The 14,546-nt window shown below is 47.4% G+C and carries 16 protein-coding genes; 11 read left to right on the top strand and 5 right to left on the bottom strand.

The window, feature by feature from the left end; translation table 11 throughout:
- Window positions 1-83 precede the first annotated feature (83 nt).
- Window positions 84-926 carry a phosphatase PAP2 family protein gene (locus B9Y77_RS00355; protein WP_176221692.1) on the bottom strand — a complete coding sequence of 281 codons (843 nt, stop codon included), beginning with the start codon at window positions 924-926 and terminating at the stop codon, window positions 84-86.
- An 85-nt stretch (window positions 927-1,011) separates the two neighbouring features.
- On the opposite strand from B9Y77_RS00355, the gene B9Y77_RS00350 reads away from it, so the two are divergent.
- The 7 genes from B9Y77_RS00350 (at window position 1,012) to B9Y77_RS00315 (ending at window position 8,565) form a co-directional block, all read left to right on the top strand.
- Window positions 1,012-1,965 (top strand): ArsR/SmtB family transcription factor, encoded by a 954-nt coding sequence (locus B9Y77_RS00350; RefSeq protein WP_235002810.1) that lies wholly within the window; start codon window positions 1,012-1,014, stop codon window positions 1,963-1,965.
- 239 nt (window positions 1,966-2,204) lie between these two features.
- Complete coding sequence (locus B9Y77_RS00345; RefSeq protein WP_085490050.1) at window positions 2,205-4,811, top strand: YfhO family protein; 2,607 nt, start codon at window positions 2,205-2,207, stop codon at window positions 4,809-4,811.
- Window positions 4,812-5,523: 712 nt separating this feature from the next.
- Complete coding sequence (locus B9Y77_RS00335; protein ID WP_085490048.1) at window positions 5,524-5,709, top strand: hypothetical protein; 186 nt, start codon at window positions 5,524-5,526, stop codon at window positions 5,707-5,709.
- A gap of 20 nt (window positions 5,710-5,729) precedes the next feature.
- Window positions 5,730-6,059, top strand: a complete 330-nt coding sequence (locus tag B9Y77_RS00330) for a hypothetical protein (RefSeq protein WP_085490047.1) — start codon at window positions 5,730-5,732, stop codon at window positions 6,057-6,059.
- A 50-nt stretch (window positions 6,060-6,109) separates the two neighbouring features.
- Window positions 6,110-7,168, top strand: a complete 1,059-nt coding sequence (locus B9Y77_RS00325) for an FISUMP domain-containing protein (RefSeq protein ID WP_085490046.1) — start codon at window positions 6,110-6,112, stop codon at window positions 7,166-7,168.
- 20 nt (window positions 7,169-7,188) lie between these two features.
- Window positions 7,189-8,091: a BspA family leucine-rich repeat surface protein gene (locus B9Y77_RS00320; RefSeq protein ID WP_085490045.1), complete on the top strand. Its 903-nt coding sequence runs from the start codon at window positions 7,189-7,191 to the stop codon at window positions 8,089-8,091.
- A 36-nt stretch (window positions 8,092-8,127) separates the two neighbouring features.
- Window positions 8,128-8,565, top strand: a complete 438-nt coding sequence (locus tag B9Y77_RS00315; protein ID WP_085490044.1) for a hypothetical protein — start codon at window positions 8,128-8,130, stop codon at window positions 8,563-8,565.
- 15 nt (window positions 8,566-8,580) lie between these two features.
- Here B9Y77_RS00315 and B9Y77_RS15740 read toward each other — a convergent pair whose 3' ends face one another.
- Both B9Y77_RS15740 and B9Y77_RS00300 read right to left on the bottom strand, forming a co-directional pair.
- Entirely contained in the window at window positions 8,581-9,006 is a 426-nt protein-coding gene (locus B9Y77_RS15740) for a hypothetical protein (RefSeq protein WP_139829229.1), read from the bottom strand.
- Between the two features lie 265 nt (window positions 9,007-9,271).
- Window positions 9,272-9,925: an Ig-like domain-containing protein gene (locus B9Y77_RS00300; RefSeq protein WP_085490041.1), complete on the bottom strand. Its 654-nt coding sequence runs from the start codon at window positions 9,923-9,925 to the stop codon at window positions 9,272-9,274.
- Window positions 9,926-10,037: 112 nt separating this feature from the next.
- Here B9Y77_RS00300 and B9Y77_RS00295 point away from each other — a divergent pair, with 112 nt between their 5' ends.
- Window positions 10,038-10,325, top strand: a complete 288-nt coding sequence (locus B9Y77_RS00295; RefSeq protein ID WP_254899865.1) for a DUF4423 domain-containing protein — start codon at window positions 10,038-10,040, stop codon at window positions 10,323-10,325.
- 137 nt (window positions 10,326-10,462) lie between these two features.
- On the opposite strand, the gene ilvC is transcribed toward B9Y77_RS00295, so the two are convergent.
- Window positions 10,463-11,941: a ketol-acid reductoisomerase gene (ilvC, locus tag B9Y77_RS00290; RefSeq protein WP_012820155.1), complete on the bottom strand. Its 1,479-nt coding sequence runs from the start codon at window positions 11,939-11,941 to the stop codon at window positions 10,463-10,465.
- A gap of 256 nt (window positions 11,942-12,197) precedes the next feature.
- Between ilvC and B9Y77_RS00285 the strand changes: the two genes are divergently transcribed.
- A complete protein-coding gene (locus tag B9Y77_RS00285; protein ID WP_085490040.1) occupies window positions 12,198-12,971 on the top strand; it encodes a ribonuclease domain-containing protein in 774 nt (257 codons plus the stop codon).
- A 30-nt stretch (window positions 12,972-13,001) separates the two neighbouring features.
- Here the strand turns inward: B9Y77_RS00285 and B9Y77_RS00280 are convergent, their stop codons facing one another.
- Window positions 13,002-13,712, bottom strand: coding sequence for an SDR family oxidoreductase (locus B9Y77_RS00280; protein ID WP_085490039.1), 711 nt, complete (start codon window positions 13,710-13,712; stop codon window positions 13,002-13,004).
- 276 nt (window positions 13,713-13,988) lie between these two features.
- Between B9Y77_RS00280 and B9Y77_RS00275 the strand changes: the two genes are divergently transcribed.
- Entirely contained in the window at window positions 13,989-14,285 is a 297-nt protein-coding gene (locus tag B9Y77_RS00275; protein WP_085490038.1) for a BrnT family toxin, read from the top strand.
- On the top strand, window positions 14,266-14,544 hold the full coding sequence (locus B9Y77_RS00270) for a hypothetical protein (protein WP_139829227.1): 279 nt from the start codon (window positions 14,266-14,268) through the stop codon (window positions 14,542-14,544). Before B9Y77_RS00275 ends, B9Y77_RS00270 begins: the two co-directional genes overlap by 20 nt.
- The last annotated feature ends 2 nt before the right edge of the window (window positions 14,545-14,546 follow it).

Genomic DNA, 14,546 nt, shown 5'->3' with positions numbered 1-14,546 from the left:
AAACCTCACAAACATAGTCGACTTACGAAGTAAGCCTACACAATATATATACGCTTTTTCGCAAAAAATGCTATAAAAAATTGTCAAAAGTAAAAAATTGCGCCAATATTGCCCGGAAATGCCCAAAAAGCAATATTCTTTTTACAAATCTCATGCAATTTGAGGATTCCCAAGCTCACACCCGTCCCCATAAGCGATCCAACTACCACATCAGTAGGATAATGTTTACCAGCAACAACACGCAAGGCACCAACAGCCGCTGCAAGAGTCAAAGACGACGCCCAGACGAGACTTTTGTACTGGGAGTTCGGGTAAATTTCAGAGAACCATTCGCCCGTAAACACAGCCACCGTAAACGCGGCCGAAGCATGCCCCGAATAGAACGAGCCGTAAGCCTCCCCACGCGCGGACTCCGCCTTTCTGCGGCCTTCACCACGTTCGGAGTAAACGAAAGGACGCGACCACAACTGCGATGAACGGACAAGCTGATTCAAGGCATTCTGCAAGGCAACCGCTTCCACAAACATGAGCGTAAAGGCACCAAAGTCATGACCGTCAGCATCGCCCTTGTACCAGGAGTACCCCGCCAAAGCCAAAGGAGCAACCGCCAAGACTCCCGAATAATGACTCACTGTAGTCGCCCACCCGCTGTAACGCCCCGCAAACGGTCGGTCCCACGGCAATAGCTCCGATTTTGGTTTCAAGTCGCTCGAAGAGATGCGCGACATCCCGTAATACTGATAAACGCCCAGCACCGAAGTCATAACGATTCCAAGCGAAAGTGGGACATCTAAGCGGACAGAAACTTCGTAATGGCGAGGTGCGGGATTTTCTACGGGGAATGCGCCGGACATGTTCCGAGATGCGTCGGGCGTACCCAAGACAAGCGTTGCAGAACACAACACCGCAAAAAGCGCTCGAAACAAGCTTTTAAATCGCCCAGAAAACATCAAAAGTCCATTAAAAATTTATATTCACAAAGACAAACATAAAAAAGTATTGGCGGACCACGTGACAAATTCGAATTTAAACCAGAACCGAGAACCCATCATCCCGAACATGGAACTTTTTGGAGCCATTTCCGACGAAATGCGCCTCAAGATACTGCTCCTACTGGACCAGTCCGAATTTACAGTCAACGAAATCAAGGACATTCTGGATATCCACCAGAGTAACGCCAGCCGCCATTTGGCAAAGCTTTCGCAATGCGGGCTCGTAAAAGACCGTCGCGATGGCATCAAGGCTTATTACCGCCTAAGCGAAGAACTTTACATGAGCAGCCGCCTGTTGCAGATTATCCGTGAAGCCTACGACGAACTGCAGGACAAGGATATTCTCAAGTGCCGCGCCGCACAAGCGCTCGAAGAACGCACCGACAAGACCAAGGGACAAATTCACAAGCTCGACCAGGCAGGCGGTAGCCTCAAGGCTCAAATCAGCCTGTTCAGCAAGCTCATGGTACCGTTCGAAAACGCCGTGGACATTGGTTGCGGCGAAGGCGGAGACCTCTCGCTTATGCTCGCAAGCCGTTGCAAAAACGTGACCGCACTCGACTACGATCCAAAAATCATTAGCGGTTTCCAGCAGATTTTGCGCCAGAAAGGCATCGAAAACGTGACGCCGAAAGTCGCCGACATGACGCAGACGGGCCTCCCGTCCAACTACGCAGACCTCGTCTTGATGAGCCAGGTTCTGCACCACGCGACCGACCCGCGCCTCGCGCTCAAGGAAGCGACCCGCATTTTGAAACCGGGTGGAATGCTCGCGCTTTTGGACCTCGCCCAGCACAAGGAAGAATCGTTCCGCACGACACACGGCCACATTTGGCTTGGTTTTGAACGCAGCCAGCTTGAATTCTTTGTGAAGGAGCTCAACTGCAAGGTGGTCGAGAGCGAAATCATCCCGAGTGAAAACGAAGTCGACAAAAAGCTCCCCGTGATTTGCATGATCATCACGAAAGAGTAAAAAAATTACTAATATCTTTATTAAAAATAAGCCAAGGAGAAACCTTATGGGAAAATTGATTAAGTACGTCGTCATCGCCGCAGTGTGCATTATTTCTGCATTCGGCATCTACAGTCTCGTCAAGACCGCCAAGACCGACGAAAACACGCTCGAATAATCTCGATAGCAAATTCGTTCAAAAGCAAACAATTTAACAAACCGTAGTGGGACACCTCTGCGGTATTTTTATATTTCCTGACATGAATTTTCTCAATAAGAAACCCGCATTCTTTGTGGCAATGGCCACAGTTTTCTTTGCGATTTTGCTGTTTGTCTTCCGCGATTTCGCATTCGATTCCAGTCAACTCATGCTCAACAGCGACCAGCTGAACGGCATTGGCAGCCGCATTTTGCGCACGTTCGACGTCATCCTCACGGAATGGGACGATAGCCGCCTTGGCGGTGTCCCGACGATTGACGCGCTCTTTGCCGACGCTTACCACCCGCTCGTGTGGACGCAGTTCATCATGGATCCGGCACGCGCCGTCGGTTTCAAGTTCATCTTGACCGTGTGGGTTGCCTTCATGAGCGCCATGCTCCTCGCCTGGAACTTAACCGGCAACAAGTGGTGGGGTTCACTCCTCGGGTTCCTTTACGCATTTTCGCCGGAATACTTCACTTACATTTACGGCGGCCACGATGGAAAGATGATGGTTTTCGCCATCGCTCCGTTAGCTCTCCTTGCCATCCGCAAAATTGTCCGCGACGGTAGCCTCCCCTACCTCATCGTCTTTGCACTGAGCATCACATGGATGATTCTCGGAAGCCACTTGCAGCTCACGTATCTCTTCTTGTGGGGTGCAGGGCTTTACACGCTCTACGAAGCCGCATTCCATTGCAACACGCTTGCTGTACGCGGTAAACGCGTCGGGCTTGCAGCCGCAGCACTCGCCTTTGGACTTGCCCTCAGCTGCTTCCAGATTATCCCGCCTTACCTCTACACTACAACACAGTCCGTTCGCGGTGAAGGAGAACACACCAATTACGGTCACGCCGTGAGCTGGTCCTTCCACCAGGAAGAAATGGCACAGATGCTCATTCCGGGATTTATCGGTGTCGACGTCTACGAGCAAGATGAAAAGTCCAATTCGTTCAAGGGCAGTTCCTTTGTCGATGTGACGATGGACGAATACCGCAAGATGGCAGAAGCAGGCAGTCAAGGCAGCCCGTTCTACTGGGGCCATAACAGCTTCAAACTCGACCACAACAACGCTGGCGCACTCCTCACGTTCCTCGGATTCCTCTGCTTGTTCCTCCCGGGCAAGCGCCGTTGGGCAAGTTTCTGGGGACTCGGTGCTGTCGTTGCTTTGAGCTACGGCATGGGCGACCATTCCCCGCTCTTCAAGCTCTGGTACAATATTCTGCCGGGCGTCAAGAACTTCCGCGCTCCGGGCATGGCTCTCTTCTGGCTCCCGCTCTTGCTCGTGATGATGGCTGGTCCTGTACTCAAGGCCATCTCTGATGAAAGCGAAGATGCCGCCAAGAACCATCGCGCACTGTTGCACGGAACAACGATGTTCGTCATTCTACTTTTGCTCGTCGTGATTGCTCGTTTCAACTGGACACTCTTTATCAGCCCGTTCGGATTCGTCGTTTGCCTCGCCTACGCAGTCGCATGCCTCGGTGTGATGAGCCTCGACGATCAAGGCAAAGCAATTAACGTCAAGAATTTTATGGACGCATTCAAGGCAAAACTTCCGGGAACATCGAGAGGTGTCCAGGCTGCCGTCGTTATCGGATTTGCAGTCATCGGCATTTTCCTCATGAGCGGACAAAAACTCCTGAACGATCCGGTTACAGCTCCGTACTTCAAGCCGCTGAACGAAGTCGTGATGAACATGACTGCCTCGAAAATTATCCCGAGCTTCATCCTGATTCTCGTCGTCATTGGCACAAGCCTCGCCGTGTTCAAATGGAAAGGGAGCACGCCTGCCAAGGTCGGAATCCTCGCCCTTGTCGCTGGCATCGAGCTTTTGACCATCAATGGCGCATTTATCCAAAACGTTCCCGCCAGCGAATACTTGCAGCCGAATAACGGCGTTGTTGCAGCCCTCAAGGCACCATACAAAGCCGACCCGATCAACCAGCCGCGCGTACTTTCGCTCTCCCGCAATAAGGCTTTCGGCGCAAACATTTTCCCGCAGTACCACATGCGCAACGCCGACGGTTTCCACGACAACGAGCTTTCGAGCTATCGTGAATTCCGTGGCGGTCAGGGCAATGCGAACTACCTCTTGAACATCAACGACCAAAGCGCACCGCACCCGTTCCTTGACTTGATGAACATCAACGCCATCATCTTCGACACGCAGCGCGGAACAAGCTACATGCCGATCACAACCGCCATGGGCGAAGCCTACATCTACGGGGAATCCACCACGATGGATGATGCCAAAGCCATTGACGCGCTCAAGAACGGCTTTGAATACCGCGAAAAAGTCATCCTCTCCGAAGAACCGCAAAACAAGGGCGAAGGCGGAGTCGCACAGGGCAAGGCAAAGCTTGTCGCAAGCCCCAAGATGGACACGCAAGTATTCCAAGTCGAAAGCGACCGTGCAGGATTCATGGTTGTCGCAGGCAACTACCACCCCTACTGGAAAGCAACGGTCAACGGCAAGGAAGCCAAGGTTTACAAGGCATTCGGCGATCTCCGCGCTGTCGAAATTCCGAAGGGCAAATCCGAAGTCCGCATGGAATATCGCTCTAAGCCGTTCCACGCCTGCATCAAGGTTAGCCTGCTCGCCGCCATCTTGCTGATTGCCTTCGGCGTGTATGTGTTCGTGAAGAACAAGAAAGCAACAACTTAATCTTAAACGTAACTTAAAGCATTCAATTTTTCAAATTTCAAAAATTCACAAAAGACCGTTCTCTACGAACGGTCTCTTTTTATGTCCCGTTCCGGTTCCGGAAAATTCGCAGTTCGCCCTGGCGCAGAAATAACGGTCTGAAATTCTAAATTTCCAAGATACTCAAAAGCGGTCGAAAGGCCACCTTTTTTTTCCAAAAAAAAGATTTTCGAAAGTTTTCAACCCCACTGAGCCAGTAAATGATTTATATTTCTCCCGTATGAAAGTTTTTGGTAACAAGGAAACACTTTCCAAAACGGCATCCGACCTTAAGGAGCCGTTAAACCCGTCACCCCCCCCAGTAAATTTTAGTTTACTCACAAAATTTATACAAGGCAACGCCATCCAAGGCGTGTTTGACGCCCGTATTCGCATGGGGTGTTTTTTCAACATTTACCATACAAGGAGTGTATCTTGAAGCACTGGTTTCACTTTTGTATCGAACACATTCCTGGATATGCACTCGATTGCATTGAACTGGGCGGTCTTAACCGAACTGCAGCCGAAAAAATTTTGCGGTCAAAATACCCAAATATCAAATACATCAATTACTTTGGCTGGGGTGACACCCGACCATCTTGGTACAAGTAAGATTTTCAAAAATGTGCCAGACACGTTCCATCCGGCACATTCAACAAAACGGAGCAAAACAATAAACCTTAAGAGGTCCATTATGATTTCAGTCGCAATCCAAAAAGGCAACTTCGTTTACGTGAAGAACGAAAAGAATTCCCAGACAGCTTGCATCACAGGCGAACTTATGGGATACACATCGACAACAGTTACCGTAAAAAGGGGGAACTTCGCCTATACCTTTGATGAAAAAGGCTCGCAGAAATCCTGCAACAGCATTAAGTAAACTAGTAAAACAGAGATATTATGACTCAGAATGATATTAGAAAAGGTGTGGCTTCATTTGACGAACAAATGAAGACAATGGAATACACATTAGCCAATCTTAGGTCCATTGCGGATGACGATGTCTACGTGACGCAAGAACCGGGATACATAATCAGATTTACCAAAAATGGTCAACATTCTGATTGCAATATACCAAAGGGTCACTACAGCATTCCTCCAACTTTATTAAACGGTTATCTCGATTACATCAAAGCCGAACATAAAAAAGAGATTCTGGATAAAATTTCGGACTATAAAAAACTTCAAGAAGAAAGAGAGCTTTTGGACTTGCAGAATGATTTTGTTTAGAAAACAGTTATCCACAACAAAAACCAAACCATATTCTCAAGGATATTTATATGCCAGTATGTTCTAAATGCGGAGCCGAACTTGACGAGGCTGCAAAATTCTGTATGGAATGCGGGACTCCTGTTTCGCAAAATAAAAAATGCGTCAAATGCGGAGCAGAACTACCAAATAACGCAAAGTTCTGTTTTAGCTGCGGTGCACCACAGGATGTAGCCACGCCAATCGCAGAGAAAGCGGAGCCTAAGAATAATGCTGGCGAAAGCAGTGATTCAGAAGAAAACATTGTTGGCAAAAACAAATCTAGCAGCACCGAAGAAACGTTCACCGACCCGCGCGACGGCGAAGTTTATAGAACCTGCAAGATTGGCAACCAGATTTGGATGGCTGAGAACTTGAGATACCGGCCACCCAAAGGCGGTTCTTACCCTTATGATAAGAATAAAGATTATGTTGAAAAATACGGACGATTATACGAATGGGAATGTGTTAAGGAAGCGGTTCCACCGGGATGGCACCTTCCTTCAGAAGAAGAAACCAAGAAAATGATAGCGTTTATCGAAAAAAATTATAACGGATCAGACGCTTTACACTCCGAAGATTGGGACGATGGTATAGACTCATATGGTTTTAATGCTATTCCTTCGGGATTTCGCGGATGGAAAGATGATCTTTATTCCAGTGTTGATGAATTTAGAGAAGATTATAGAAAATTTGTTTTTCTAGGCAATAGTGCCGTATTTTGGATTAATGCTGAAATAAATGTTCTACGCATTGATAGTGAAAGAGTATATATACCACAAAACGATATTGTGCAGTACATAAATGATAACGAAGAATACACTTTTAATGATAATCAGTTTCGGCAATATTACGCATGTTCCATCCGTTGCATCAAAGACGCTCCGATAGAAATACAATGCGATTTTTGCAAAAAAACATTCAATGCAAGTAAGAATCCCATAAAAACCTTTGAACAAGAGTATATTGACGGAAGCCCCATACAAAAGAAGGACATCATCAAAAGAATGTGTTATGGTTGTCAGAACACAATAGGACGGGATTTTATAAAAAAGCAAGCTAAACTAGAAAGAAAATATAAAAAGCAATAAACCACAGGGAGAATGCGATCATGTCATTTTTTAGCAAATTATTCAACAACAAGACTAACGAAGATGATTTTGATTCAATCATTTCAAAAGCATCTCCAAAAAATGAGATGAAGCCGGAAGTCTTGAGCAATCCAATTGTCCCCCCCACGAGTACAGAAACAAAGAATTCTAGGATTCAGCCCAAAAACAAAACAGAACTTCAGAAGCTAATCAAAGAAACTATTGAGAAAAATGGTCCAAACTGCGATCTAAATTTCATTGATGTTTCTTGTATTACAGATATGCATGAGTTATTCTCTGGTTCTCCATTCCTCGATAACGACAACATAGACATCAGCGATTTCAATGGAGACATTAGCGGCTGGGATGTGTCTAATGTAATTAATATGCACAGTATGTTCGAAATGTCTAAATTCAATGGAGATATCAGTAAATGGAATGTATCTAATGTAACCGACATGCATAACATGTTCTATTTATCAAAATTCAACGGAGAAATAAGCAAGTGGAATGTTTCCAAAGTAACGAACATGAAAGATATGTTTTTTGGTTCCATATTTACTGGGAATATCAGCAAATGGAATGTCTCCAATGTGACAAATATGAAATGCATGTTCCGTGAATCTCTATTCAACGGAGACATCAATCAATGGGATGTATCTAATGTAACAAACATGGAAGGAATGTTTTCAGGTGACAACGACAATCCTTTTGGCAATACACGCAGCCAATTCAACGGGGATATAAGCAAATGGGATGTTTCCAAAGTAACGAACATGAAAGATATGTTTCGCTATTCAAACTTCCATGGAGATCTCAAAAATTGGAATTTCACAAAAAAATGGAAATCCGGAACCGATATCACAGATATGTTTGTTGACTCAAAATTCACTAGCGAAGAAATCAACGCCTTGTTTGAATAAGAAAGCATTGTTTAAGCATCGGTAAAATTATTTCCCATGACCACCACAGTCACCACTACCATCTGGATGAACGAAGAGAACGTCCATAAATTCATCAACCTCTACGGCGAAGACAACGGCATATTCTCGCTGTCGCTCGTTATTCCCGAACCAAAGGAATGGACTAACGAGATGTTCAGCGGAGACTGTCCTGACAGGCTCGAAAACACCTGTATGCGAGCCAAGTGGCGAACAGAAAACTGGGGAACAGTCACCGAAGCGATAGGCATAAAGGATGAAGGTCTTGACTTGCGAGAAATTCTAAGTGGTAAAGCAAGTTTTCAAACCAGCGACACGCCACCCGCCAAAGTACTCGAAAAAATGGCGGCAGACGACCTAAAGTTCGAAACAGACTTTATAAGAGAAAGTTGGGAAAGCGGAACCGGCAAAGTCAAAAACGGAAAATTCCAATATGGTTTCGATTCGGACGAATAACGCCTTGTCGCACACCTATTTCACGACAACGTTCGCAACGCCATAATGCCCCGCGTTACGCACAACAACTAGGTAATGCCCTGCATGGACACCTGTTGAAAAGCGAACCGTATTTGATGTTGTATGGATTTTTTCGACAACGGTTCCAATCGCAGAAACAAGGCTGACTTCTGCATTGACGGGAACGCCCTGCACAACGATTTGGCGGTTCTGCATAGAGATGGTCGGTAACGCAAACCGGCTTACAGAGCCCGTGCGTAATTTTTCTGTAGATTCGCCCGGTTTAGCCGTATCGCCCGCCGCATACAGCGGAGCCAAAGCCTCCGCCCACAGGTGATGCATCGCCTGGCCACCGCCATCAGCATTAGGGTGAACACCATCACTTCCGAGGAGTTCCTGATGTTCGCGGTAATAGCTATAAAAGTCAGGGCCCTTCGGCAATTTATTGTCAAGAGCTTTTTAGGGCCTTCGCCCACCATCAACGCAATTTCCTTGGCATTGCTACTTTTCCAGTTCGTCAAATAGCCATCGGTCAAGTAATCCGTCGTTGTAGATTCCGTATGCGCCGGGATTCCGCCAGAAACAAGCTTGTTCGGGGTAATGCCATAAGCAAGCCCCATACCGCATGCGACCGCTACAGTCGCAAAGCTTTTAAAAGAAAACATTCCAACACACTCCAATAATAAAACTACACCAAAAATAACAATCAATTTTTATTATACAAGAAATTCACGACTCTGCCCTGAATATTTTGGCGAACGATATAGTGCCCCTGCGGTAAATTAGACGTCGAAGTTCCCATATAATTGCCATTCATATCGAAAATTTTCACGGTCTCAGAATTTCCACGCAAGCGGAATTTTTCGACAATCCGCGTTGTACTTGAATCTTGAGCCGACGAATCCACAGCGCTTTCCGCTTTTTCCACAAGCACTTCAACGCGGCCCGTATATTCAGTTTTATCGTTGCCTTTGACGATGTACTTGAATGACGCCATACCTTTAAAATTTTCCTTCGGCGTAAAGCGAGCCGTGTAGCCATCTGCAAGCAATTCAACCATTCCATTCTCTGCAGCTGATACGCTGTAAGTCGGTTTGACCGACTGGAATCCACTCGTAATAGTACGCAAGTCAAAATTGCGTGAAGATTCGTCCGTAATGTGCATATGCGAAGCCCCGAGCCAGTTGATGTACTTTTCGATACGCACATAACCATCGCTTTCCTTGGTCATTGCGTCATCTTTATTGATATCGTAGCCCATAGCTTCTTCAAAGTAATCGGGCATGCCGTCCTTATCGGAATCCTTCGCGGCAGTCCCAGCAATCACTTCGCCCCAGCCGTTGTTCGTTTTGATGCCCATGTCGGCAACGCTTTTTACGAGTGCGCCCGCACATCACCGTCGAAGAAGCGAAAAAGTCAGTGCAGTTGCTCGAAGAATGCGAACTGATTAAAAGGATAAAAGCGGAAAGTATGTGCTGACGGAGAATTCCATCACCACGGGAGACCGCACGTCGAAACTCGCACTCCGCGGCTACCACCAGCATTGCCTAAAGCTCGCCGCCGATTCCATCGACCGCGACCCGCCCGGCAGCCGCCACATTTCGGGACTCACGCTCGGCATCAGCCAAGAAGGCTACGAACGCATCGTGGAACGCATCAACGCCTTCCGCAAAGAAATCGCGCTCATCGCCGAAGAAGACCGAAACAGCGACAAAGTCTTTCAGCTAGAGTTCGCAATGTTCCCCGTCGGCGGGAAGTAAAAACGCAAGTCAGGCGCAGTTCGATCGCGACCGCGAACGACCGGCACAAACGCGACGACAAACCGCCACAATACCGTAAAAACGCACAAAGCCCGCCTTTCGGCGGGCCTTTGATGTTGTTCACTAAAGAACGAAGCTTAGACGACGCGGGTCATGCCAGACATGCGGTCGCGGAGCCATGCCCCGACTTCTTCCACCGGATGCTGACGGATGTTCTTGTTCACCTTGATGAGTTCTTCGTTATCGACAGCGTTGGTATTGCCTTCGTTGAAGATATCGCCAATGTCGCCCTTCTTGACTTCGTTCTTCATGAAGTCTGCGAGGAGAGGAACGCACTTGTTAGCAAACAGGTAGCAGCCGTATTCTGCAGTATCGCTGATGACGCGGTTCATTTCGAACAGCTTCTTACGAGCGATGAGGTTTGCAATGAGCGGAGTTTCGTGGAGGGATTCGTAGTAAGCGCTCATCGGCTTGATGCCCACAGAGCACATGGTTTCGAATGCGAGTTCCACACCGGCCTTGATCATAGCGGTCATGAGAACGCCACGGTCGAAGTATTCCTGTTCGGTGATCTGCTTGTCAGTTGCGGCAACCTTTTCGAATTCGAGTTCGCCGGTTTCGCCTCGCCACTTGAGGAGGTCCTTGTCGCCAGCTTCCCAGTCGACCATCATCGTGCTGGAGAACTTGCCAGAGATGATGTTGTCCTGATGTTCCTGATAGAGCGGCTTCATGATCTTCTTCATCTTTTCAGCAAGTTCCGTTGCGCGGATCTTAGCCGGGTTGGAGAGACGGTCCATCATGTTCGTGATGCCACCATGCTTGAGGGCTTCGGAAATCGTTTCCCAGCCGTACTGGAGGAGCTTCACAGCGTAAGCCTTGTCGATACCGAATTCCTTCACCATCTTGTCGTAGCAAAGGATCGTACCGGTCTGGAGCATACCGCAAAGGATGGTCTGTTCGCCCATGAGGTCGGACTTCACTTCGGCGACAAAAGAGCTTTCGAGAACGCCCGGACGGTCAGCGTGGAGACCAGCGGCGTAAGCCTTAGCATAGTCCCAGCCCTTGCCTTCAGGGTCGTTTTCCGGGTGGACAGCGATAAGGCACGGCATGCCGAAACCACGGAGGTATTCAGAACGAACTTCGGAACCAGGTCCCTTCGGAGCGACCATGATCACAGTGATGTCCTTGCGGATTTCCTGACCTTCTTCGACGATGTTGAAGCCATGGCTGTAAGAGAGTGCTGCGCCCTTCTTCATGAGCTTCATGATAGCCGGGATCACGTTGTGGTGCTGCTTATCCGGTGTGAGGTTGCAAACGAGGTCTGCATCCGGAATCATTTCTTCATAAGTACCGACCTTGAAGCCGTTTTCAGTAGCGTTCTTCCAGGACTGGCGCTTCTGTTCGATGGCTTCCTTGCGGAGCGTGTAGGAAACATCCAAACCGCTATCGCGAAGGTCGAGACCCTGATGGAGACCCTGAGCACCGCAACCGACGAACACAATCTTCTTACCCTTGAGGGCTTCAACACCACGGCTGAATTCAGAATGTTCCATGAAACGGCAGTGGCCAATTTCTTCGAGTTGGCGACGCATAGGGATTGAGTTGAAATAATTCATTTTTTTGAACCTCTGTTAAGTAAAATGTTCCAAGCGGAAAGATAGCAAAGTAAAGTGGAAAAAGTTACTAGTTTCCAGCCACTAATTACTAGAAAACGTAAAAAAACGGGACTGGAGGGGGAAGCCTCCCCCTGATTGCAGCCCCGGCACGCCGGGTCTTCCATCACCCCTACTGCGGGCGCTCAGTCGCCGCCCCGCAACGCCCCGGCTTCAGCTACAAGAGTTTCTTTTTACATTTAACAAGCAATTACCTACAATGAAAGGTTTCCCTATGCCCATTACAAATAAAGCTACCGTCACGCAATGGAACGAAGAAAAAGGATTCGGTTTCGCCACAGCAAATGGGACCAAGTACTTTGTCCATATTTCTGCTTTAGGGCATCCCGTGAGACCGCCAAAAGTCGGTGATACAATCATCATTTGCAGTTTCGGCAAAAACGAGAAAGGTGCAAGAATCGAAAAAGGAATTCTTGAAGGTGTAGCCTCGCGAGAAGAACAAGCCGCGTCCTCCCCGGTGCGCAAAAATTATCGCAAGGCGAAAAAATCCAAGATTGCTGTGATAGTCGCGATATGCATCGCGTTGGCATTCGCATTCGACATATACGTAGTTTACACAACCCCCGATGATGCTCCCCGCAACAAAAAAGTCTGCCTGCTAAAAGAAAATCCCGCCGAAAAGGAATACACCTCAAGACTCCATGTTGCAAAGTACATCTGCGACAACGACCGCCTGCCCTCCTATTATGTAACCAAAAGCGAGGGTAAAAAGCTTTACGAACAAAAGACCGGCAAAACATTTGTGAAATGGAATTTCAATCCGCATACAACGCTCGGCGTGATGATTGGCGGCGACTACTTCGACAACCGCGAAGGAAAGCTCCCGACAGCGTATTACTACGAAGCCGATGTCGATTACTTCGGAAACAATCGCGGCACAAACCGCCTCGTCTATAGTAGCGGCTGTAACATCTATTACACCACCGACCACTACAAAACATTCAGCAAAATAGTGTTTGAGAAACAACCTTGAATTAAAATTTGTGCGTTTTAGAAAATTCCGCTACCCTTCCAATTTCCAGCCGCAGTCGTTGTGGTAAATCATCTGGCGAGTCATACCTCCGTCAATGCAGATGTTTTCGCCGGTAATAAAGCCAGCTTTGTCGCTCGCGAGGTAAAGCACCATATTCGCGATGTCGAGCGGATTGCCGACGCGACCTGCGGGTTGCTGAGTGGCATCGGGACCATCGTAAACCTTGAAATCCGTATCAATCCAGCCCGGTGAAATCGAATTCACGCGCACACGGCCTGCAAAACTCACAGCAAGCGCATGCGTGAGGGCAGCAATCCCGCCCTTTGCCGCCGTATAGCTTTCGGTTTGCGGTTGGCTCATACGGTCGCGAGACGATGAGATATTTATAATGCTAGCGCCCTTTGCAAAATGCGGCGCGAAAAGTTTTGCAAGATAAAACGGAGCGGTCACGCCGACAGCAAGCGCATAGCAGAATTCTTCGTAACTACATTCGTCAATACCCTTCATCAGCGGGAGTGCGTTATTTACCAGCACATCCACATGCCCGTATTTTTCGATAACAAACTGCGCAAACTTTTCCAAAGTCTCTTTCTTTGAAAGATCCCCAACAAAACAAGAATTTTCGCGGATATCGATATACGCGACTTTCGCTCCCTCTTTTTCAAATTCACTCACAATAGAAGCGCCAATACCATGCGCCCCGCCCGTCACCACGACCACTTTATTTTCAAACAATTTCATAGGGATAAATATACATTCCTGTTCTTTTCAAGCGAACGACTGACAACCATAAGCGACAAAATCGAGCTTTTTGCAAACGGTTGGTTGCAAAATTTAGGGATTCATCGTTTTTTGCGAATTTTCTTTTTAGCTTTTCCCTCCCCCCCCTAAAAGAGGTCCTAAATGTTCATAACGCTCATTCATTTAATCAATTTGAAAAACACCCTCATTAAATACATCAAGAGCTTCTGTAGATAGAGACGACTTTGACAAGATATTGACTTTTCAACATAATATATGTATATTACAGATATAAAAGTACGATTTGATGAGGAAAAAGCCCAAAAGGTACTCGAAAAACACGGAGTCGTCATGGAAGATGTCAGGCAAGAAATTCTTGCCGAACGTTTTAAGCCCGAATTGGTGAGAAACCAGCGGGACCACGAAGGCCAGCGGATGTTTCTTGTCATTATCAAGGGTTACGTCATCTGCGTTCCGTTTGTGGAAGAAAAAGACGGGACATTCTTTCTAAAAACGGCTTTTCCAAACCGAGTCTATCAGCGGAGGTACGAAAATGGCGAACTCAGAATTTGATCCGATGGATGAAGAAGAAAGACTCCTCATGGAAGCCATTGAACGAGGCGATACAGAACCTCTTCCCAAAGAAGAAGTGGACCGCATTAAAGCATCAATCCGCGGGTCGGCTCACAACATAACCATCCGAATGAAAGACGCCGATATCGAAGGTATGAAGGCTAAGGCCGCACGTCTTGGTACAAGCTACCAGACACTCATTAACAGCCTTATACACCGTTATCTCAACGGAGGTGTAATCATCAAAGAATCTTTTTAGCC

Source organism: Fibrobacter sp. UWB13 (assembly GCF_900177805.1).
Taxonomy (GTDB): domain Bacteria; phylum Fibrobacterota; class Fibrobacteria; order Fibrobacterales; family Fibrobacteraceae; genus Fibrobacter.
This window is presented reverse-complemented; position numbering and strand designations above follow the sequence as displayed.